This is a genomic window from Sphingobium sp. HWE2-09 (genome assembly GCF_035989265.1).
Lineage (GTDB): Bacteria > Pseudomonadota > Alphaproteobacteria > Sphingomonadales > Sphingomonadaceae > Sphingobium.
Window position 1 is genome coordinate 36,213 of the sequence record NZ_JAYKZX010000001.1, and the last position, 20,991, is coordinate 57,203.

A 20,991-nucleotide genomic window follows, 5' to 3' on the forward strand; every position below is an offset into this window, starting at 1 on the left:
TTAATATCGAAATAAATGATGTAAAATACGAAAAACTATAATATAGAAAATTGCATTTTCCGTATTAATTGCGATCATTCTCCGAATCACTTGTCAATCAAACCAAAGAAAACGACACGTCGATAGATGAGTTAACCAAGTTAATATTAGGTGTGCCAATTTGCGACAGGCGCAATATCGCGGATTGCGAAGCGATGACGCAGTTATATTATTTTACGTATCTCCGTTATTTCGATTCGGTCCGGTCAGCGGATCAGTCGTCCTGTGCGGACCATGTAAAAGAGGGGGCGGTCACGCCGATGCTGTGCATATTGGGTCATCACCGGGCCGATCCGGCGGCTGCCTGGAATGACGGCATCGGCTTTTCCCGTTGCCTGGGCTGCAACGCGTCGCTGGTGCAGCGGCCCGGCGCAGGCTGGACCCGGGTGCCGCGCGGCTATGCCGTAGTCTGGCGTCCCGTTGCTGATCGCCCGGCCCTAGGGAGCCAGGCAACGCCCACGTCGCTCGCCCGGCTCTCGCTAGGTGCGCGTCGCATCGGCGCAGCCGCAACACGGGCGTTGGACAGGGGGCAGCCGCCCGTCGAACCTGCATCGCGCAGCTATCGCTATCTGGCGCGCCGGATCGGCAGTGCGCGCACCGTCCTGCTCAGCCCCCTGTGCAACACCGACGTCGCCAACGACACGCTGCTGCTGCTGGCGGCCATGTTGCAAGATGAGCGGGGCGGGCGCCTGCTGCTGATCGACGCGACGCTGGGCGGCGATGGTATCGGCAGCCTGCTCGGCGCGCATGGCAAGCCCGGCCTGTCGGACATCCGACCGCGCGATCCCTGGTCAGCGGTCGAAACGATGCGACTGCTGGCCCGACCGAACATGATCCTGCTGGGCGCGGGCCAGCATCCCGCCACCGGTCGGCCGGACCATCTCGCCGCGATGCTGCCGTTTCTGGCCGAACGGTTCGACCATATCCTGATCCAGCAGCGGGGCATCATGGCCGACAGCCGCAATCTGGCGCTGGCGGCGCGCGCCGAGCTTGTCTGGACGCTGGCGGAGGAAGGGCGCTCGCCCATGCCCCGCCTGGCCCAGGCGCGCGATGCATTTCGCGCCAACGGCCTGCCCGATGTCGGCCTGATCCTGACCGTGCCCATGCCGCGATCGGCCCATGGCGGCTGAGGTCGCCCGTCCTTCTGCGCTGCCCGGCGGACGCATCCTGCTGACGGCGGGCGCGGGCGGGGCGGCGGCGCTGGTCGTAGCCGCAGGCTTCGCCGCCGCGCGCGGCCCCGCGCTGGCGGCGGTCGGCATGATCGCGCTCGGCGGAGCGCTCTGGGCCAGCGGCAATCCCCAACTCGCCTGCCTGTGGGGCGTCGGCCTGACGGCACCCTTGGGCGTCGCCAAGCGATTCCACCCCATGCCGCATATGGGCGGGGCGGGCGCCTATAGCATCGAAGCGGTCGATCTGTTCCTGCTGGCGTTGTTCCTGTTCCAGTGGCGCGACCGGGCGCGGGGGAGGGCGCACTGCCCATGCCCACCGTGGCGCTGTGCTGGATGGCGATGATCCTGCTTGGCCTGATCGACGCCATCACCGGTCCCTATCGCCAACTGGCGCTGGTCGAAGCGGTGCAGATGACGAAGTCGCTGGCGCTGTTCCTGCTGCTGCTGGGCGAACTCACCCGCGTGCCCCGTTTCCTCCACCTCTTCGCATCGCTCGCCTGCGGTCTGCTGCTGCAGGCAGGCGTCGGCCTCCTGCAATATGCGAAAAAGGGCGATATCGGCCTGCAATTTCTGGGCGAGGCGACGATGACCACGCTCGAATATGCCAATCGCGCAACCTATATGGATGGCGGCGCGACCTTTCGCATCGGCGGCTTGCTGGGCCATCCCAACATCCTGGCCGGGTTCATCGCCATGCTGGCCCCCATGTTGTTGGCGATGCTGCTAACGCGCCTGCCGTTCCTTAAGAAACTGGCGATCAGTGCTGTGCTGGCGATCGCGCTGCTGGCGCTGTTGCTGACCTTGTCGCGATCGGGCTGGCTGGCCTTCGCGCTGGCCGTGCCGATCGTCATCGCCCTGATGCTGCGCGATCGACGCTCGCGGCGCAGGGCGCTGGTCGGCATCGCCCTGGCCTTGCCGGTCATTCTGCTTGGCGCCATGGCCGCCGCGCCCGCGATTCTGCGCCGCTTCGCCCAAAGCGATCCGGGGGCGACCGACTTCCGCTGGGACTGGATGGGCGTCGCCTGGGCCATGGTGCGCGACCATCCGCTCCTGGGCGTCGGCCTCAACAGCTTCGTCCAACATCTCCCCGGCCGCACCATCCATGGCGGCGTCGAAGGCCTCAATCGCAGCTTCGGCGCGAACTGGCCGGTGGTGCACGACATCTATCTGCTGATCTGGGCCGAACAGGGCACGATCGGCCTGGCGATCTTCCTGCTCTCGCTGCTGATCCTGCTGCGCACTGCCTGGCGCAACGCGCGATGCTGCGCCAATCCGCTGCTGCACGCCCTCAATGTCGGCGCATTGGCAGGACTATGCGCCAATCTGCTCGATGGGTTCGGCAGCTTCTTTCTACGCCAGATGCCCGGCGCGCGCCTATTCTGGATTATCGCCGCGATCATCGTTGCAACCGCCGTCTGGCAACGGCGCAATAGCGGCATGAAACCGGCATGAGCGCGCTACTCCATAGCAGCGTCAGCCTGGTCGTCGGGCGGGTCGCGCTGTCGGCCTTCCGGATGCTCGCCGCACTCGCCGTCGCGCGGCTGGCCGGACCAGACATGTTCGGTGCCTATGCGCTACTGCTCAGCCTCATCGGCCTGGCCGAATGGCTGGTCGATTTCGGCCAGACCGACATGGCGGTGCGCGATGGCGCCCGGCGACCCCGGCGTCGCGCGATGATATTAAACGCCTTGGCGCGAGCCAAACGCGTCCAGGGACCAGCCGTCGCCATCGCCCTGCCGACCATCCTGTGGTTGGCCGGGCAGGGCCGCGAGATCATCCTAGCGGGTTGCGCCGGGAGCATCGCGGTGCTGGCGACGGCCTGGCTGCAACCCGCGCGCGCGACGCTGCGCCTCACATTGCGGATGGACAAGGACATCGGCGCGGAACTGGCAGGCGTCGCGTTGATGCTGCCCCTACTGGCGCTCGCCAGCCTCCATCGCGCGTCGCTGGCTCTACTGGTGGCAACCTTCGCCATCGCGCGCCTTACGCAAGCGGCGCTGGTCGCGCATTGGTCTGGGCCGATCCGGCAAACCCGCGACATGCGTTGCCCCGCCACCCGGCTGGCGCGTCAGGCCGTGCCGCTGGGTTGCGCCGGGATGATGGTCCTGCTCTACGATGCGCTCGCGCCGTTGCTGCTGGCCCAACTCATGGATATGCGCGCGGTGGCGCTCTATGCCGCCGCCGCCCGCTTCATCATGCCGGTATTGGTCGCGGTGCAGGCGATCGCCAGCGCCGCCTTCCCCCTGATCGCGCGCGACTGGCGGCGCGATCCTGCCGCCTGCGCCCGCACGCAACAGGCCACGCTGCTGGCCTCCACAGCTCTGGCGGCGCTGATGTTCACCGGCATCCACGGCGGCGCGGCCTTCTTGATGGCGCTGATGGGGCCGGATTTCGCCCGCGGCGCGCCGCTGCTGCAACTCATGGCCTGGACGTTGCTGGCCCGCGCGATCACCACCGCCATGGCCCCGCTGATCGTCATCGCCGGGCGGCAGGGGCGGGCGATGCTGCTGACCCTGGCCTCGCTCGTTGGACAATGCGCCGCCTTGTTCATCCTCGTGCCCCGGCTTGGCGTGATGGGCGCCGCCTGGGGATGCCTGCTGGTCGAACTATCGCTCGGCACGGTGGCGGTCAGCGCGATCGCGCAGCGCGCGACCGGCATCGCGATCGATTGGCGACCGGTCGTCGGTCTCGTCGGCAGCGCCATCGCCATAGCCTTGCTCATCGCCGCCAGCCCCATCGCGGGCAGCTTCGCAGGCGGCGCAACAGCGGGCCTCGTCCTGCTGGCGCTACTGCTGCTGCTGGGCAGGACCATCCCACGCTGGCGCCCCATGGCCGGAGGCACGACATGACCCCGCGCATCGCCATTGCCTGCCCCGGCGTGGGCCTGGTCCAGCGCGGCTTCGAACGGCTGTTCTGTGATCTGTTCGATGAAATGCGCGGCGACTTTCCCATGACCCTGTTCAAGGGCGGCGGCCCGCGCCATGCCGATGAAATCGTCTTGCCCTTCCTGTCGCGCGGTGGCCGGGCAATCCGCTACCTGCCGCTGCACCGGCTGATGGGTCGCACGCCGATGCACGCCGAATGCCTCACCTTCGCGCTGGCGCTGCTCCCGCACCTGATCGGCGGCCGCTACGATATCGTCCATGTCATCGACCCGCCGCTGGCGCGCCTGCTGTTCCACCTGCGCCGCGCCCTGCGTCTCGAATTCCGCCTTCTCTATACGGAGGGCACCGCCATGCCCCCGCGCGATTACCCTCCTTGCGACCGGCTGCATCAGATATCGGCAGCGACACTAGCCGATGCCGTGATGCAGGGTATCGCGACGCCCATGACGCTGGTCCCTTGCGGCTACCGGCCCGATCGCTTCATCCCCGGCGCCGATCGCACCACGCTACGCGCCCGGCATGGCATCGCGCCCAATCGCTTCGTCATCCTGTCGGTCGCCGCGCTCAATCGCGGGCATAAGCGCACCCATCATCTGATCGATGAAGTCGCGCGCATGGCGGGCGACCCTTTGCTCTGGCTCGACGGCAGCCTCGATCATGGCGACCCGGACCTGCCTGCCTATGCCCGCGCACGCCTGGGCGACCGGATGCGCGTCACCCATGTCCCGACCGGCGAAGTGGCCGATCTGTTCGCGCTGGCCGACGTCATGCCCCATGCCGCCACGTTCGAAGCCTTCGGCCTCGCCATCGTGGAAGCCGCGGCATCCGGCCTGCCCGTCATCACCCATGACGCCCCCCATTTCCGCTGGCTAATCCCCAATCCCGCCTGCTGGATCGACATGGAAGCGCCCGGCGCGCTGGCAGCGCTCCTAACCCGCATGGCCGCCGATCCCGCCGAGCGCACGCGTCGCGTCATGCAGGATCACGCCCGCGCGACTTACGACTGGGCGGCGCTCCGCCCGGCCTATGCCACCCTCTATCGGAGCCTGATGACATGAGCCAGCCAACGCTCGCCATCCTGATCGTCAACTGGAATGTCCGCGACCTGCTGCGCGATTGTCTGGCAGCGATCGCCGCCAGCACCGGCCTGCCCGACGAGAGCGTCGAAACGATCGTCATCGACAATGCATCTGCCGACGGCAGCGCCGCGATGGTCCGCACTCAATTTCCCTGGGTCCGGCTGATCGAAAGCGGCGCCAACCACGGCTTCGCCAAAGGATGTCAGATCGGTTATGAATTGACCGACGCGCCCTTCGTCATGCTGCTCAATCCCGATACGGTGGTCGATCCCGATGCCATCGCCTCCTTGCTCGCGCAGATCGAAGGCGACCCCCGCATCGGCATCCTCGGCTCCCGCCTGCGCAATAGCGACGGCAGTTTCCAGCGCGCATCGGGCGGCGCTTTCCCCACGCTCACCAACCTCGCCTGGAACTATCTGTTCCTGGGCGCCATCCTCCCGCGCCACTGGGCGCCGCCTGCCGTCTATCTGGCCGACGATCCGCCCGGCGTCCGCCCAATCGACTGGGTATCGGGCGCCTCGCTCACCTTCCGCCGCGCCGCCGTCGGCCCCACCATCTTCCACCCCGCCTATTTCATGTTCGGCGAGGATATGGAGCTATGCCATCGCGTCGCGCAGGCTGGCTGGCGCATCCGCTATTCCGCGCGCCAGAGCATCACCCATCATCATGGCGCCAGCTTCGCGCGCCAATCCTCGATGGAAGTGCTGGCCAGCGTCTATAAGGGGCCACGCGTCTTCTTCCGTCAGGGGCGCGGCCCCATCGCGCGGATCGCCTACGACGCCATCCTCTTCACCGGCTACGCCAGCCGCTGGCTGCTCTTCAGCCTGCTCGGTCGGCTGCGCCCCGACCGCGACTATCGCGCGATGGCGCGGTTCAGCCGCCGCTATCTGGGCGTGATGGCGGCCACCATCTTCACGCGCACATCCACCATGCAGGGACAGGAGCAACAGTCATGAACAGGGGCATCAAACGGATATTGGTGACCGGCGGCGCCGGATTCCTCGGATCGCATCTGTGCGACCGTCTGGTGGCGCAGGGGCATGACGTGCTGTGCGTCGACAATCTCTTCACCGGGTCGAAAAGCAATCTGACGCAACTTTTGGGGCGGCCCAATTTCGAATATATGCGCCATGACGTGACCTTCCCCCTTTATGTCGAGGTGGACGAAATCTACAATCTCGCCTGCCCGGCATCCCCGCTGCAATATAGCATCAACCCGGTGCAGACGACCAAGACCAGCGTCCATGGCGCGATCAACATGCTGGGCCTTGCCAAGCGCACCGGCGCAAAGATCCTGCAAGCCTCCACCAGCGAAGTCTATGGCGACCCGGCGATCCACCCCCAGCCGGAGGACTATTGGGGCCATGTGAACCCTATCGGCCCACGCGCCTGTTATGACGAAGGAAAGCGCTGCGCCGAAACCCTGTTCTTCGACTATCATCGCGAAGGACGGGTGCGGATCAAGGTCGCGCGCATCTTCAACACCTACGGTCCGCGCATGGACCCGGCGGACGGGCGCGTCGTTTCCAACTTCATCTGCCAGGCGCTGCTGGGCCAGCCCATCACCCTTTATGGCGACGGATCGCAGACCCGCTCCTTCTGCTATGTCGATGATCTGATCGACGGCCTGCTCCGTCTGATGGGCAGCGACGACATGACGACCGGCCCGATCAATATCGGCAATCCCGACGAATTTACCATGGTCGAACTGGCGGAGATGATCCTGGCGCTCACCGGGTCGGACTCGCCGCTCATCATGCGGCCGCTACCCGCCGACGACCCGCGTCAGCGCCGCCCGGACATCAGCCGCGCCCGCGACGCGCTGGGCTGGGAACCCACGGTGCGCCTGCGCGAAGGGCTGAGCCGCACCATCGGCTATTTCGACGCCTTGCTCAGCGGCGCGGTCAGCCCCAGCCTGCCACCCGCCATGCCGGGCGACATCATTTTGCCAATCGTCCATCCGGTCAATCGGCTGGGGGCGTGACCGGCGGGCAGGCAGACCGGCGCGACGCCGCCCAGGCCACAGCGTTTTCGAGCATGGTGACATAATGGGGATCGGCATAGGTTTGCGGGCGATGACCGATGCCGGAATAAAAGACCCGGCCCTTGCCCACGCAGCGGGTCCAGGCGATCGGATGGTCCCCACCCATCGCCAGCGCGCCCGGCTTGTAACTGGCTTCGTCCAGCGTCGCGACGATGGTGGAGCCGTTGGCGCGCGGATTGGTGGTGAAGCTATACCATTCGTCGTTCATCATCCAATCGCCCGGCAGGCCCGCCGCGATCGGGTTGCCGCGCCCTTCGATCACGACCTTGGCATCCTGAAATTGCGGATTTATCGGGTGTCCGGCAAAGGTCGTGCCGACCAACATATCGGTATACCAGGGCCAGAAGGTAGCCGGATCGCCTGACGATCCATGCACCGCGACATAGCCGCCGCCCCGCTCGACATAGGATTTGAACGCCGCCCGCTGGGCCAGCGTCAGCACGTCGCCGCTGACATTATTCCACACGACCGCATCGAACTGGCGCAGGATCGACGGCGTCATCACGCCCCCTTTGTCGCTCACCACCACGGCCCACCCCTTGCGCTGCGCCATCGCCTGAAAAGCGGCGCGCGCGGCATCGACAGAGGGGCCGTCGCGATAGCCATTGATCTTCTCGAAGATCAGCAGGCGCGGCTTGCCGCTTGGCAGGGTGAAGTCGGGCCGGTCGTCATCATAACGGACGCAGCGGGCCACCTTGTCTGCCGGCGTCACCGGCAGGGCGCGCAGCGCCTTGTCGAGCGCCGCCAGCCGATCGGCGGGCAGCGCCTTCATTTTGGCAAGCGCGTTGAGCGTCAAAATGGCCGCGAAACTTGGTGCTTCGGTGGAAAAGAAGCGGGGTGGAAGGACGGTGAGGAGTTTGGGTGCTGCCGCTTCCAGCGCGGCCTTCGCGGGCGGGCTTAGCAATATGTCTATCACCGGCGATTCGGCGGAAAAGGGCGCGTCGCGCAACGGACAGTCGGTCACGGGCTTCGCCATCGCCCCCACCGGCAGCATCGCCATCAACAGCGCAGCGGCCGCGGCATAACAGCTTTTCATGTCTCTCTCCCATGCTTATCCCGTGCCTTCTAACCTGCCTGGCCTCGCGCGGAAAGCGGATCTGGTTTCCACTTCGCGACTTGCCAAATGCATCGCTATCGCTCAGAGTAATGATAACGCTACCATATGCGGAACCCTGGAGAGAGAAAAGGTGATTCAACTGTCCAACTCGCTGTCGCACAGACGATCCAGACGCGGACGGTCGCTCGCCATGACGGCCTTGTTCGTGATCGCCATGACCGCTTTGTCGACCCCGCTCCATGCTGCCGACAGTATATCCATCAGCAAGGATTGGCGCTTTACCAAGGGCGACCCGGCGGGCCTCACCACCGATCTACGCTATGACGTCCGCCCGCCGATCGAGGATGCAGGCGACGGCAAGCTGGCCGACGCCCGCCCCGACGCAGCGGTGAAGGTGGACGACAGCGGCGCTAACGTCCTCAAGCCCTGGATATTGCCCAGTGCCAACCCCTTCATCAAGGATCCTGCCAAACATCATGTCCGCCCGGCGGGCAATCCCGGCAGTGACGTCACCTATGTTCAGCCCGGTTTCGACGACAGCGGCTGGACCAGGGTCGACCTGCCCCACGACTGGGCGATCGCCGGTCCCTTCATCAAGGACGGTCCCTATGGCGGCATGGGTCGCCTGCCCAGTTGGGGCATAGGCTGGTATCGCAAGACGCTCGACATTCCTGCCCGTGACAAAGGGAAATCCATCTTCCTCGATGTCGAAGGGGCGATGTCCTACGCCACCGTCTGGCTCAACGGTAAACTGGTGGGCGGCTGGCCCTATGGCTATAACAGCTTCCGCCTCGACCTCACCCCTTATGCCGCACCGGGCGGCACGAACCATCTCGCCATCCGCCTCGACAATCCGGCCGCTTCCGCCCGCTGGTATCCTGGCGGCGGCCTCTATCGCGACATCTACCTCACCACCGCGAACAAGGTCCATGTCGGCCAGTGGGGCGGCACCGTCCGCACGCCGCAGGTCGGCAAGGACCAAGCGACCGTCAATCTCAGCCTGGCGCTCGACAATGACGGCGACAAGCCCGCGCAAGTCGAAGTCGCCACCGCTCTATATGCTCTCGACACCAACGGCCAGCGCACCGGTCGCCCCGTTGCCAGCATCCCGCGCCAATCCACCAATGTCGCCCCCGGCGCCAAAGCCGTGCTGAACGGCAGCACGATTCTCACCAACCCGCGCCTCTGGGGCCCGCCGCCCACGCAGCAGCCCAACCGCTATGTCGCCGTCTCGACCGTCCGTCAGAGCGGCAAGACGATCGACACTTACGAAACCCGCTTCGGCGTGCGCGACATCCGGTTCGATCCCGACAAGGGCGTGATCGTCAATGGCGAACATATCCCCCTGCGCGGCGTCAACAATCATCATGACCTGGGCGCGATCGGCGCGGCCTTCAACCGCCGCGCAGCCCAGCGCCAGCTCGAAATCCTGCGCGACATGGGCACCAATGCCGTGCGTATGAGCCATAACCCGCCCGCGCCCGAACTGCTGGAACTCACCGACCAGATGGGCTTCCTGGTCATGGACGAAGTCTTCGACAGTTGGGAAAAGAAGAAGACCCCGCACGATTTCCACCTGATCTTCCCCGACTGGCATGAAGCGGACCTGCGCGCCATGCTGCGCCGCGACCGCAACCACCCGTCCATCATCCTCTGGAGTGTCGGCAACGAAGTCGGCGAACAATATGACGGCGAAGCAGGCGCCAAGATCGGCCGCGAACTGGTCGCCATTGCGCATGAAGAAGACCCGACCCGCCCTGCCACCGGCGCGATGAATTTCGCCAAGGCGGACATGCTGCTGCCCACCACGGTGGACGTCATCAGCCTCAACTATCAGGGCGCGGGTATCCGCGGCATCGTCGGTCAATATCCCGCTTTCCGGGCGAAATTTCCGGACAAGATGATCCTGTCCACCGAAAGCGCGTCGGCCCTGTCCAGCCGCGGCGAATATATGTTCCCCGTCGCAGGTGCGATCAGCGGACCGGTACGCCCCTGGTCCGGCGGCAATCCCGACACGCATCAGGTCAGCGCTTACGAACTTCATGCCGCCGACTTCGGCTCCTCGCCCGACCGCGTCTGGGCCGCGGACGACCAGAACCCCTATGTCGCGGGCGAATTTGTGTGGACGGGCTTTGATTATCTGGGCGAACCGACGCCCTACTACACATCACGCAGCAGCTATTCGGGCATCCTCGACCTCGCCGGTTTCCCCAAGGATCGCTTCTGGCTCTACCAGGCGCGCTGGCGGCCTGACCTCAAATTCGCGCATATCCTGCCGCACTGGACCTGGCCCGACCGCGTGGGTCAGATCACGCCGGTCCACGTCTTCTCCTCGGCGGACGAAGCGGAACTGTTCGTCAACGGCCAATCCCAAGGCAAGATCAAGAAGCGCGACTATGAATATCGCTTCCGCTGGGACTATGTCACCTATGAACCCGGCGAGGTGAAGGTCGTCACCTGGAAAGGCGGCCAGCCCTGGGCGACCGAGACGATCCGCACCGTGGGCGAGGCTGCCAAACTATCTCTCACCGCCGACCGTTTGTCCATCGCCAGCGACAACCGCGACCTCAGCTTCGTAACGGTGAAGGTGCTGGACAAGGACGGCAATATCGTCCCCGCCGCCAAGCAGGCGATCAGCTTCTCGATCGAAGGACCGGGCCAGATCGTCGCCACCGACAATGGCGACCCGACCGATCTCACCGCCTTCCCATCGGCCCACCGCAACGCCTTCAACGGCCTGGCGTTGGCGATCGTGAAGGCGGACCGCCCCGGTCGCATCATCCTGCGCGCAAAGGGCGAAGGGCTGGGCGAAAACCAGATAGAGATTAGCGCGAAACGCTGAGTTTGCGTTAGACAGTTCGTAGTGGCCTTCGAAAAACCGCTGCGAACTGTCCAACTCCCTGTCGCTTATGCCGCCTTCAAATCGAACCGGTCGGCATTCATGACCTTGGTCCAAGCCGCCACGAAATCGCGGACGAACTTGTCCTTGGCATCGGCGGACGCATAGACTTCCGACAAAGCCCGCAGTTGCGAATTGGAGCCGAAAGCCAGGTCGGTGCGCGTCGCCGTCCACCGTTCTTCGTTACTGGCCCGGTCGGTGCCCACGAACGTCTCGTCACTCTCGTCATCCACCTGTTTCCAGGCGGTGCCCATGTCGAGCAGGTTGACGAAATAGTCGTTGGTCAGCTGGCCGACACGCGTCGTCAACACACCATTCTTCGACCCGCCATGGTTCGCGCCCAATACGCGCAGCCCGCCGACCAGCACCGTCATTTCCGGCGCAGACAGGCCCAGCAACTGCGCCCGGTCGATCAGCAACTCTTCCGTCGGCACATTGTAGCGGGTCTGGAGATAGTTGCGGAACCCGTCCGCCTTCGGCTCCAGCACGTCGAAGCTGTCGGCGTCGGTCTGCTCCTGCGACGCGTCGGTGCGACCCGGCGTGAACGGCACGGTCAGCGCATAGCCAGCCGCCTTCGCCGCCTGTTCGATGCCGACGCTGCCGCCCAGCACGATCAGGTCGGCGATCGACGCGCCGCTTTCACTGGCAATGCCTTCATAGACCGCCAGCACCCGCGCCAGTTCCGCGGGTTCGTTGACATCCCAATCCTTCTGCGGCGCCAACCGCAACCGCGCGCCGTTGGCGCCGCCGCGATGATCCGACCCGCGATAGGTGACGGCAGACGCCCAGGCGGTCTTGACCTGATCGGCCACCGACAGGCCCGACGCGGCAATCTTCGCCTTCAACGCGCCGACATCGGCATCGCTCAAACCCGCGCCGGTCGGGGCCGGAATTGGATCCTGCCAGATCAAATCTTCGGTCGGGACTTCTGGGCCGAGGTAACGGACCTTCGGCCCCATGTCGCGATGGCACAGCTTGAACCAGGCGCGGGCAAAGGCGTCGGCGAAATAGGCCGGGTCGGCCCGGAATTTCTCCATTATCGCCCGATAGGCCGGATCGACCTTCATCGCCATGTCGGCGGTGGTCATCATCGTGGGCACCTTGACGCCGGGCGTATGCGCTTTGGGCGCCAGCGTCTCTTCCGGGTTGCCGACCGGCTGCCATTGCTTGGCCCCGGCCGGGCTGCGCACAAGCTCATACTCATGGTCCAGCAGCATGTCGAAATAGGTCATGTCCCAGCTGATCGGCGTCGGCGTCCAAGCGCCCTCGATGCCGCTGGTGATGGTATGGTCGCCCATGCCGCTTTCATGGCCGCTCTGCCAGCCCAGCCCCTGCTGCGCGATGTCCGCGCCTTCGGGTTCAGATCCGACCAGCGATGCGTCGCCCGCGCCATGCGCCTTGCCAAACGTATGGCCGCCCGCCGTCAACGCGACCGTTTCCTCGTCGTTCATGCCCATGCGCGCAAAGGTTTCGCGAATGTCGCGGCCCGACTGCAGCGCATCGGGGTTGCCACCCGGCCCTTCGGGATTGACGTAGATCAGGCCCATCTGGATCGCCGCCAGCGGGCTTTCCAGCGCCATCTCCTTGTCGGGTTGGATGCGCGTTTCATTGGCTTCGTCGCCGACCCAATTTTCTTCCGTGCCCCAGTAAATGTCCTTCTCCGGCTCGAACACGTCTTCGCGTCCGCCGCCAAAGCCGAACACCGGCCCGCCCATGGATTCGATCGCGACATTGCCGGCCAGGATCATCAAGTCCGCCCAGCTCAGGCTCTGCCCATATTTCTGTTTGATCGGCCACAGCAACCGGCGCGCCTTGTCCAGATTGCCATTGTCTGGCCAGCTGTTGAGCGGGGCGAAGCGCTGCGAACCCGACGACGCGCCACCGCGCCCGTCGCCGGTGCGATAGGTGCCTGCGCTGTGCCAGGCCATGCGGATGAAGAAGGGACCATAATGGCCATAGTCCGCCGGCCACCAAGGCTGGCTGTCGGTCATCAGGGCGGTCAGATCGGCCTTCAACGCATCATAGTCGATCGACTGGAACGCGGCGGCATAATCGAAATCCGGGTCCAGCGGATTGCCGGACAAGCCATTCTGCTGCAGGATTTTCAGCGACAACTGATTGGGCCACCAGTCGCGATTGGTGCGACCCAACAAGGTGCGCGCGGCGGCTGGCTCCTTCATCGGACAGCCTAGCGGGTCAGAGGTTTTGGCATCCATGTCGATTTCTCCTGATTACATCCCTGCGACAGTGGTAATAGTGGTCGGAGCCGGAACAAAGCCGGGATTCTTGCTCTGTCTGATCGATAATATCGGTCGAAGGCAAGGTGATGACGAGAATCCGTCTGGAATCGCAAGCGACGCGAATGGGCATGGCGAAGCGGTTTCCGTCAATCACATCCGCGTCAATGCAAAGCCGCTGATGCCGTTCCCCTGGCAACAAGGAACTTCCGCCTACGCGGGGCGCTGATGCGACCGGAGGTGTTTTCATGGCGGCACGTGCATATTGGCAGGGTCAGATACGACTGGCGCTGGTTTCGATCCCGGTGGAGATCTACCCGGCGACGCGGTCAGGCGCGGCGATATCCTTCCGCCAGATTCACGAACCGACCGGCAAGCCGATCAACTATGAAAAGGTGGTGCAGGGCGTCGGCCCGGTGGATCGAGAGGAAATCCTCAAAGGCTTCGAAATCTCCAAGGGCAATTACGTTCTGCTGGAGGAGGAAGAGATTGAAGCGGTCAAGATCGAAAGCCGCAAGACTCTGGAACTGGTCCAGTTCGTCGAGTCCGATGCGATCGACGTTCTCTATTATGAAAAGCCCTATTTCGTAGTTCCTGCCGACGATCTGGCGGAGGAAGCCTATGCCGTGCTGCGCGACGCGCTGCGCCAGACAAAGAAGGTGGGACTGGGCCAATTGTCTGTGCGCGGCCGCGAGCAGCTCGTGTCGTTAAAGCCCTGCGGTCGCGGCCTCGTGCTCGAAGTGTTGCGCTACGCCGACGAAGTGACCCGCGCCCAGACCTATTTCCGCGACATCCCCGATGACAAGGCCGATCCCGATCTGCTCGACCTCGCCACCACGATCATCGATAAGAAGACCGGCCCGTTCAAGCCGGAGGAATTTCACGACCGCTATGTCGATGCGCTCCAGCGGCTGATCGAGAAAAAGAAGAAGGCGAAGGGCAAGCGGATCATCGAGGATGTCGAGGAACCGACCGGCGGCAAGGGCGGCAATGTCATCGACCTGATGGCTGCGCTCAAGAAATCGGTCGGCGATGGCGCGAAAAAGGCGCCTGCAAAGAAACCCGCATCGCCCAAGACCCGCGCCCCGGCCAAGCGCAAAAGCGCCTGATCCATGGCGCGCGATCCGCTTGCTACCTATAACGCCAAGCGTGATTTCGCGCGCACCAAAGAGCCGAAGGGCGCAGTCGCCAAGCCCGGCGGCAACAGCTTCGTCGTCCAGAAACATGACGCCACCCGGCTGCACTGGGACTTCCGCCTGGAGATCGACGGTGTGCTCAAAAGCTGGGCCGTGACCAAGGGGCCAAGCATCGACCCGGCGGACAAGCGCCTAGCGGTGCGGACGGAGGACCACCCTTTAAGCTATGGCGACTTCGAGGGACTGATACCCGCAGGCGAATATGGCGGCGGCACGGTCATGCTGTGGGATCGCGGCACCTGGCAACCGATAGAGGGCAAGAGCGCAAAGGATCTGGACAAGGGCCACCTCCATTTCACGCTCGATGGCGAACGGATGAAGGGCGAATGGCTGCTCGTCCGGATGAAGGGGAGACCGAACGAAAAGCGCGAAAACTGGCTGCTGCGCAAGATCGAGGATGCCGATGCGGGCGAAGGCGATCAATTGGTCGAACGCGCCCTGACCAGCGTTCTCACCGGACGCGCCATGGCGGAGATCGCCGCAGACAAGGCAGGCGCCCAATCGCTTGCAGGCGTGAAGGGGAAGGCATTTGCAGGCAAGATGCAGGCGGCGCGCGACCATAATGAAAAGGTCGCGGCCAAGCCCCGCAAGAGCCGGGGAAAGACGCCCGCCTTCGTCAAGCCGCAACTGGCGACATTGGTCGACAGCGTTCCGGTCAGCAACGATTGGCTGCACGAAATCAAGTTCGATGGCTATCGTGCGCTGGTGGCGGTCGATGGGGAGAAGGTCCGCGTCTTTACCCGCAATGGTCTCGACTGGACTGACAAGTTCCAGCCGCTCACCGCATCCATCGCCGCGCTGGACCTGCCACCGGCGCTGATCGACGGGGAAATCGTCGCCTTCGGACCCGACGGCAACCCCAGCTTCTCCGCGCTTCAGTCGGTTCTCAAACGCGGCAACGGCGCGCAGCGGGAAGATACGCCGTTTCAGTTCTTTGCCTTCGACCTGCTGTCTCTGGCGGGGAAGGACATGAAGGCTCAGCCGCAGATCGAGCGGAAGGAAAGGCTCGAAGCACTGCTGAAGGAAGCGCTTCCGCCCATCCATGTCGCCGATCATGTCATCGGTGCAGGAGAGGCGCTCTATCGCTCGTTATGCGACGCGGGTCAGGAAGGGATTATTTCGAAGCGCATCGACGCGCCCTATCGCTCCTCCCGCACCAAAAGCTGGGTAAAGGTCAAATGCACGCGTCGGCAGGAATTTGTCATCATCGGCCGAAGCGCCAGCACCGCACGCGGCCGCCCCTTCGCATCGCTGCTGCTCGCCCAGCATGAGGGCAAGACGCTGGTCTACAAAGGGAAGGTCGGCACCGGGTTCGATGCCGACATGATGGCGGCCCTGGACGAGACAATGACGCCGCTCAAGACCGATACTTCACCGGCCGAAGTCCCGAAAGCCGAAGCGCGGGGCGCGACCTGGATTAAGCCCAAGCTGGTCGCCGAAATCGCCTTCGCTGAATTTACCGCCGACGGGCGCGTTCGCCACGCCAGCTTTCTGGGCCTGCGCGCCGACAAGAAGGCAAAAGCGGTCGCCCCTGAAAAAGCGGCGCCGCCCCCCAAAGTAACGCCTACCATCGAAATCACCAACCCCGACCGCGTCATCTTCCCCGAAAGCGGCCAGACCAAGGGCGAACTGGCCGACTATTATGCGATGGTCGCCCCGCTGATGCTGCCCTTCGCCGCACGCCGACCGATCAGCCTGGTCCGCTGTCCGCAGGGGCGAGCGAAGAAATGTTTCTTCCAGAAGCATGACAGCGGCGCCTTCGGCAAATCGGTGCGCCAGGTGCCGATCCGCGAAAAGGACGGCGGCAGCGAGGATTATATCTATGTCGAGGATGCCGAAGGGCTGATCGCCTGCGTCCAGATGGGGACGATCGAATTTCACGGCTGGGCCAGTCGCACCGACGCAGTGGAGCAGCCCGACCGCATGATCTTCGACCTGGATCCGGACGAGGGCATGGATTTCGATCGCGTAAAGAGTGCCGCGCAGGATATACGCGCGCGCCTGTCCGACATCGGCCTCGTGTCCTTCGCGATGCTGTCAGGCGGGAAGGGCGTGCATGTCGTCGTGCCGCTGACGCCGGGCCATAATTGGGACACGCACAAGGATTTCGCCTCTCGCTTCGCCCAGGCGCTCAGCGCCGCCGAGCCTGACCGCTTCGTCGCGACGATGAGCAAGGCCAAGCGCAAGGACCGCATCTTCATCGACTGGCTGCGCAACCAGCGCGGCAGCACGGCGGTGTTGCCCTATTCCGCCCGCGCCCGCCCAGATGCACCGGTCGCGGTGCCGATCGACTGGGACGAACTGGACGGCATGAAGGACGCCCATCCTTTTTCGATCCGTGACGGGGCCAAGTTGGTCGATCGCGCCGCGACCCTCAAAGGCTGGGGCTTCGCCGCGCAGGCATTGCCCGACCTTTAACAATATCACGACGTGTTCGCCCTGGACCTGTCGAAGGGCTTTTCTTTCAACGCCGACGACAAGAGGGGCTTCGACAAGCTCAGCCCGAACGGATACGGAGGCTGATATGAATTTTCAGCCGCGCGGCGTCAGGCCACCCAGCGCAATATCCACCAGCTTTTCCGCCACCTCCAGCGATGTCATCGGCCCGGCCGGATCATGCCAGCGTGCCGGCCAGTTGAGCGCGCCTGCCAATGCGAAGGAAGCGAAACGCACGTCCACCGGCGCGATCGATCCGTCGGCGATCCCTTCCTCGATCATCCCGCGCACAGCGTCGTCAATCTCCCGCTTGCGCGCCCGAAAGCGGATGGCACTGTCCATCGACAGCACTTCGTCATTGGTGCGGATCACGCAGCGACCGAAATCGTCCATGTTGATGCAGGCATAGCGGACCAGAAAGTCGCGCAACCGGTCATGGCCGCTGCCCGCCCGGCCCGCGGCCACATCCGCAGCGTCCCGCAACATGGACAGGCCACGATTGACGCATTCGACCAGTACCTGCTCCTTATTGCCCAGATAATGATAGATGGTGGGCTTGCTGACGCCCAAGCTGGCCGCGACATCGTCCAGCGAGGTGGCGTGATAGCCGCGCGCATTGAACATCCGCACCGCCGCCAGCAATACGGCTTCACGCTTCTCTTCGCGTTCCCGCTCTCGGTCCGCCTTGTTGCGGAAGGGCGAAAGCGCGCTGGCGCTCGAAAGCTGAGTGGCGGCCGAATTGGGCAATGCAATCTCCCTTGTCGTGGACAGCATTGACAAGAAACCCGAGGATAATCAATATACCCACCAGTATAGAATATGCGAGTGCGTTAAATGCTGACCGAAATTCAATCTGCCATTCGCGATACTGTACGTGATTTCGCGCAGGAAACCATCCGTCCGCATAGCGCGCGCTTCGAGTCGGAAGGTGGCTATCCGCCCGAACTGTTCCATGACATGGCGGCCCTTGGCCTATGGGGCATGACGGCACCCGAATCCTTCGGCGGGGCGGAGGCGGACGCGGTCTCCTATGCGCTCGCGCTTATGGAGATCGCGGCAGCGGACGGCGCGCTATCGACCATCGTCTCGATCCAGAACTCGATCCTCGTGTCGGGCCTGCTCAAGGATGGCAGCGACACGCAAAAGGCGCGATTCTTGCCGGACCTGATTGGCGGGCGCACGATCGGCGCTTTTGCGCTGACCGAGGCCGATGCGGGGTCCGACGCGTCGGCGGTGCGAACCCGCGCGACCAAAGTCGATGGTGGCTGGCGCATCACCGGGTCCAAGCAATTCATCACGTCGGGCAAGATCGCGGGGTTGGCGATGATCGTTGCCGTCACCGATCCGGACGCCGGCAAGAAGGGGCTGTCGGTCTTCATCGTGCCAACCGACCGGACCGGCTATGGCGTGGACAAGGTCGAACATAAGATGGGGCAGGGCGCTTCGGACACCTGCGCCTTGCGCTTCGATGATATGTTCGTGGAAGACGATCTGCTGATCGGCCAACCGGGACAGGGCTACCGCATCGCCCTTGCTAATCTGGAAACAGGCCGCATCGGCATTGCCGCCCAATGTGTCGGCATGGCGCAGGCGGCGCTCGATATTGCGGTCGCCTATGCCAAGGATCGCAAGAGTTTCGGGAAAGCGATCATCGATCATCAGGCGGTGGGCTTTCGCCTGGCCGACCTAGCCACCCGGCTGGAGGCGGCGCGGCAGCTGGTCCTGCACGCCGCCCGGACCAAGGATGCGGGTCTACCTTGCCTGGCGGAAGCTTCCATGGCCAAGCTGTTCGCGTCGGAAGCGGCCGAAACGATCGTGTCCGGCGCGATGCAGACGCTGGGCGGCTATGGTTATCTGGAAGATTATGGCGTCGCCAAAATCTATCGCGACGTGCGGGTGTGCCAGATTTACGAAGGCACGTCGGACATCCAGCGCATGGTCATCGCACGCAGCCTTTAAGCAGGAGTTATAAGATGCAAGACGATCCCGTTGTCATCGCCAGCTATTCCCGCACCCCCATGGGCGGGTTTCAGGGTGCGCTGTCTTCCGTCAAAGCGACGGACCTTGGCGCGGCGGCGGTAAAGGCCGCGGTCGAGCGCGCGGGCGTGCAGGCCGATGCTGTCGATCGCATCTACATGGGCTGCGTGCTGCCTGCGGGCCTGGGGCAAGCGCCCGCGCGACAGGCGGCGCTGGCCGCTGGCCTTGGCCTCAATACGCAAGCGACGACCGTCAACAAGATGTGCGGATCGGGGATGCAGGCCGCGATCATGGCGCATGAGGCGCTCGCCAGCGGCGCGGCCGATATCGTTATAGCCGGTGGCATGGAAAGCATGAGCAACGCGCCCTATGCCTTGCCCAAGCATCGCTCCGGCGCGCGGATCGGCCATGACCGGATCGTGGACACGATGATGATGGATGGCCTGGAAGACGCTTATGAACCGGGCAAAGCCATGGGCGTGTTCGCCGAAGACGCCGTGCGCGAATATCAGTTCACGCGCGAAGATCAGGACGCCTTTGCGATCCGATCGCTCGACCGCGCCAACGCCGCGATCGGCAGCGGCGCCTTCGCGCGCGAGATCACGCCAGTGACGGTGAAGGGACGCGGTGGCGATACGATCGTCGATACCGATGAGCAGCCGGGCAAGGCCAAGCCGGACAAGATTCCGTTGCTCAAGCCCGCCTTCGTCAAAGACGGCACGATCACCGCAGCCAACGCCTCCTCCATTTCGGACGGCGCGGCGGCGGTGGTCATGACCCGCGCCAGCGTGGCGAAAAAACTCGGCCTCAAGATGGTGGCGAAGGTCGTAGCGACCGCCGCCCATGCCCATGAGCCGTCCAAATTCACCACCGCACCCGTACCTGCCATGCGCAAGGTGCTGGACAAGGCGGGCTGGTCGGTCGCGGATGTCGATCTGTTCGAAGTCAACGAAGCCTTCGCCGTCGTCGCGATGATCGCGGCGCAGGAACTGGGCATCCCGGACGACAGGATCAACGTCAATGGCGGCGCGACCGCGCTTGGCCATCCGATCGGCGCGTCGGGCGCGCGCATCCTGGCGACGCTGATCTCTGCCCTTGAGACGCGAGGGCTGAAGCGGGGCGTCGCCAGCCTGTGCATCGGCGGCGGCGAAGCCACCGCGATGGCCGTCGAATTGATCTGAAGGAGACAGGGACATGGACATCAACAACGTGGCGGCGATCGTCACCGGCGGCGCTTCGGGCCTGGGCAAGGCGACCGCGACGATGCTGGCGGCGCAAGGGGCAAAGGTCGCGATCTTCGACCTGAACGAAGAGGCCGGACGGGCGACTGCGCAATCGCTGGGAGGTGTCTATGTCGCTGCCAACGTCGCGGACGACGCCAGCGTCACGGCGGGGCTGGACGGGGCCGAACAGGCCCATGGCGTCGCCCGCATCTTGGTCAATTGCGCGGGTATCGCGCCTGCAGTCAAGACGGTGGGTAAGGAGAATGCGCCCCATCCGCTCGACACATTCGCCAAGACGGTGACGGTCAACCTGATCGGTACTTTCAACATGATCGCCAAATTTTCCGCCCGCCTTTCTGCGGCGGACGAAGTGAACGGCGAACGCGGTGTGATCGTCAACACGGCATCCGTCGCGGCCTATGACGGGCAGATCGGGCAGGCCGCTTACGCCGCATCCAAGGGGGGCGTGGTCGGCATGACCCTGCCGATCGCCCGAGATCTGGCCCAACACAAGATCCGCGTCATGACGATCGCGCCCGGCATCTTCCTGACGCCGATGCTCGAAGCCTTCCCGCAAACGGTTCAGGATGCCCTGGGCGCGCAGGTGCCGCATCCCAGCCGTCTTGGCAAACCCGCCGAATACGCGCAGTTGGTGGAAAGCATCGTCCGCAATCCGATGCTGAACGGTGAAGTGATCCGTCTGGACGGCGCGATCCGCATGGCCCCGCGCTGATGCGGACATGGGCAAGT

At 64.3% G+C, this 20,991-nt stretch carries 17 protein-coding genes; 14 read left to right on the top strand and 3 right to left on the bottom strand.

Translation table 11 applies throughout. From position 1 onward, the window contains the following. The first annotated feature begins 299 nt into the window (after positions 1 to 299). From U5A89_RS00155 to U5A89_RS00185, 7 genes are read left to right on the top strand one after another with little or no spacing between them, the layout of a single operon-like run. Positions 300 to 1,169, top strand: coding sequence for a P-loop NTPase family protein (locus U5A89_RS00155; protein ID WP_338159206.1), 870 nt, complete (start codon positions 300 to 302; stop codon positions 1,167 to 1,169). After that, a complete protein-coding gene (locus U5A89_RS00160; protein WP_338159207.1) occupies positions 1,159 to 1,551 on the top strand; it encodes a hypothetical protein in 393 nt (130 codons plus the stop codon). The genes U5A89_RS00155 and U5A89_RS00160 overlap by 11 nt, the downstream gene beginning before the upstream one ends. Continuing rightward, positions 1,518 to 2,660 (top strand): O-antigen ligase family protein, encoded by a 1,143-nt coding sequence (locus tag U5A89_RS00165; RefSeq protein ID WP_338159208.1) that lies wholly within the window; start codon positions 1,518 to 1,520, stop codon positions 2,658 to 2,660. The genes U5A89_RS00160 and U5A89_RS00165 overlap by 34 nt, the downstream gene beginning before the upstream one ends. Next, positions 2,657 to 4,057 (top strand): lipopolysaccharide biosynthesis protein, encoded by a 1,401-nt coding sequence (locus U5A89_RS00170; protein WP_338159209.1) that lies wholly within the window; start codon positions 2,657 to 2,659, stop codon positions 4,055 to 4,057. The genes U5A89_RS00165 and U5A89_RS00170 overlap by 4 nt, the downstream gene beginning before the upstream one ends. After that, a complete protein-coding gene (locus tag U5A89_RS00175) occupies positions 4,054 to 5,151 on the top strand; it encodes a glycosyltransferase family 4 protein (protein WP_338159210.1) in 1,098 nt (365 codons plus the stop codon). Before U5A89_RS00170 ends, U5A89_RS00175 begins: the two co-directional genes overlap by 4 nt. Continuing rightward, positions 5,148 to 6,128, top strand: coding sequence for a glycosyltransferase family 2 protein (locus U5A89_RS00180; RefSeq protein WP_338159211.1), 981 nt, complete (start codon positions 5,148 to 5,150; stop codon positions 6,126 to 6,128). Before U5A89_RS00175 ends, U5A89_RS00180 begins: the two co-directional genes overlap by 4 nt. After that, complete coding sequence (locus U5A89_RS00185; protein ID WP_338159212.1) at positions 6,125 to 7,156, top strand: UDP-glucuronic acid decarboxylase family protein; 1,032 nt, start codon at positions 6,125 to 6,127, stop codon at positions 7,154 to 7,156. The genes U5A89_RS00180 and U5A89_RS00185 overlap by 4 nt, the downstream gene beginning before the upstream one ends. On the opposite strand, the gene U5A89_RS00190 is transcribed toward U5A89_RS00185, so the two are convergent. Then, positions 7,137 to 8,252, bottom strand: coding sequence for a ThuA domain-containing protein (locus U5A89_RS00190; protein WP_338159213.1), 1,116 nt, complete (start codon positions 8,250 to 8,252; stop codon positions 7,137 to 7,139). The two genes, U5A89_RS00185 and U5A89_RS00190, sit on opposite strands and share 20 nt — an antisense overlap. A gap of 211 nt (positions 8,253 to 8,463) precedes the next feature. Between U5A89_RS00190 and galB the strand changes: the two genes are divergently transcribed. Next, entirely contained in the window at positions 8,464 to 11,115 is a 2,652-nt protein-coding gene (gene galB / locus U5A89_RS00195) for a beta-galactosidase GalB (protein WP_338159214.1), read from the top strand. 65 nt (positions 11,116 to 11,180) lie between these two features. Here galB and katG read toward each other — a convergent pair whose 3' ends face one another. Next, positions 11,181 to 13,388 carry a catalase/peroxidase HPI gene (gene katG / locus U5A89_RS00200; RefSeq protein ID WP_338159215.1) on the bottom strand — a complete coding sequence of 736 codons (2,208 nt, stop codon included), beginning with the start codon at positions 13,386 to 13,388 and terminating at the stop codon, positions 11,181 to 11,183. Between katG and U5A89_RS00205 the strand changes: the two genes are divergently transcribed. The 3 genes from U5A89_RS00205 to ligD are packed head-to-tail and all read left to right on the top strand — an operon-like array spanning position 13,387 to position 17,023. Further along, on the top strand, positions 13,387 to 13,638 hold the full coding sequence (locus U5A89_RS00205; RefSeq protein WP_338159216.1) for a hypothetical protein: 252 nt from the start codon (positions 13,387 to 13,389) through the stop codon (positions 13,636 to 13,638). The genes katG and U5A89_RS00205 overlap by 2 nt on opposite strands. A gap of 19 nt (positions 13,639 to 13,657) precedes the next feature. Beyond that, positions 13,658 to 14,518 (top strand): non-homologous end joining protein Ku, encoded by an 861-nt coding sequence (gene ku / locus U5A89_RS00210; RefSeq protein WP_338159217.1) that lies wholly within the window; start codon positions 13,658 to 13,660, stop codon positions 14,516 to 14,518. A 3-nt stretch (positions 14,519 to 14,521) separates the two neighbouring features. Beyond that, positions 14,522 to 17,023 (top strand): DNA ligase D, encoded by a 2,502-nt coding sequence (gene ligD / locus U5A89_RS00215; RefSeq protein WP_338159218.1) that lies wholly within the window; start codon positions 14,522 to 14,524, stop codon positions 17,021 to 17,023. A gap of 114 nt (positions 17,024 to 17,137) precedes the next feature. Here the strand turns inward: ligD and U5A89_RS00220 are convergent, their stop codons facing one another. Then, on the bottom strand, positions 17,138 to 17,815 hold the full coding sequence (locus tag U5A89_RS00220) for a TetR/AcrR family transcriptional regulator (RefSeq protein ID WP_338159219.1): 678 nt from the start codon (positions 17,813 to 17,815) through the stop codon (positions 17,138 to 17,140). A gap of 60 nt (positions 17,816 to 17,875) precedes the next feature. On the opposite strand from U5A89_RS00220, the gene U5A89_RS00225 reads away from it, so the two are divergent. From U5A89_RS00225 to U5A89_RS00235, 3 genes are read left to right on the top strand one after another with little or no spacing between them, the layout of a single operon-like run. Beyond that, complete coding sequence (locus tag U5A89_RS00225; protein WP_338159220.1) at positions 17,876 to 19,000, top strand: acyl-CoA dehydrogenase family protein; 1,125 nt, start codon at positions 17,876 to 17,878, stop codon at positions 18,998 to 19,000. A 14-nt stretch (positions 19,001 to 19,014) separates the two neighbouring features. Then, positions 19,015 to 20,199 (top strand): acetyl-CoA C-acyltransferase, encoded by a 1,185-nt coding sequence (locus U5A89_RS00230; RefSeq protein ID WP_338159221.1) that lies wholly within the window; start codon positions 19,015 to 19,017, stop codon positions 20,197 to 20,199. A gap of 13 nt (positions 20,200 to 20,212) precedes the next feature. Continuing rightward, the gene (locus U5A89_RS00235) at positions 20,213 to 20,974 is read left to right on the top strand and encodes an SDR family NAD(P)-dependent oxidoreductase (RefSeq protein ID WP_338159222.1); all 762 of its coding nucleotides are present in this window, start codon (positions 20,213 to 20,215) and stop codon (positions 20,972 to 20,974) included. The last annotated feature ends 17 nt before the right edge of the window (positions 20,975 to 20,991 follow it).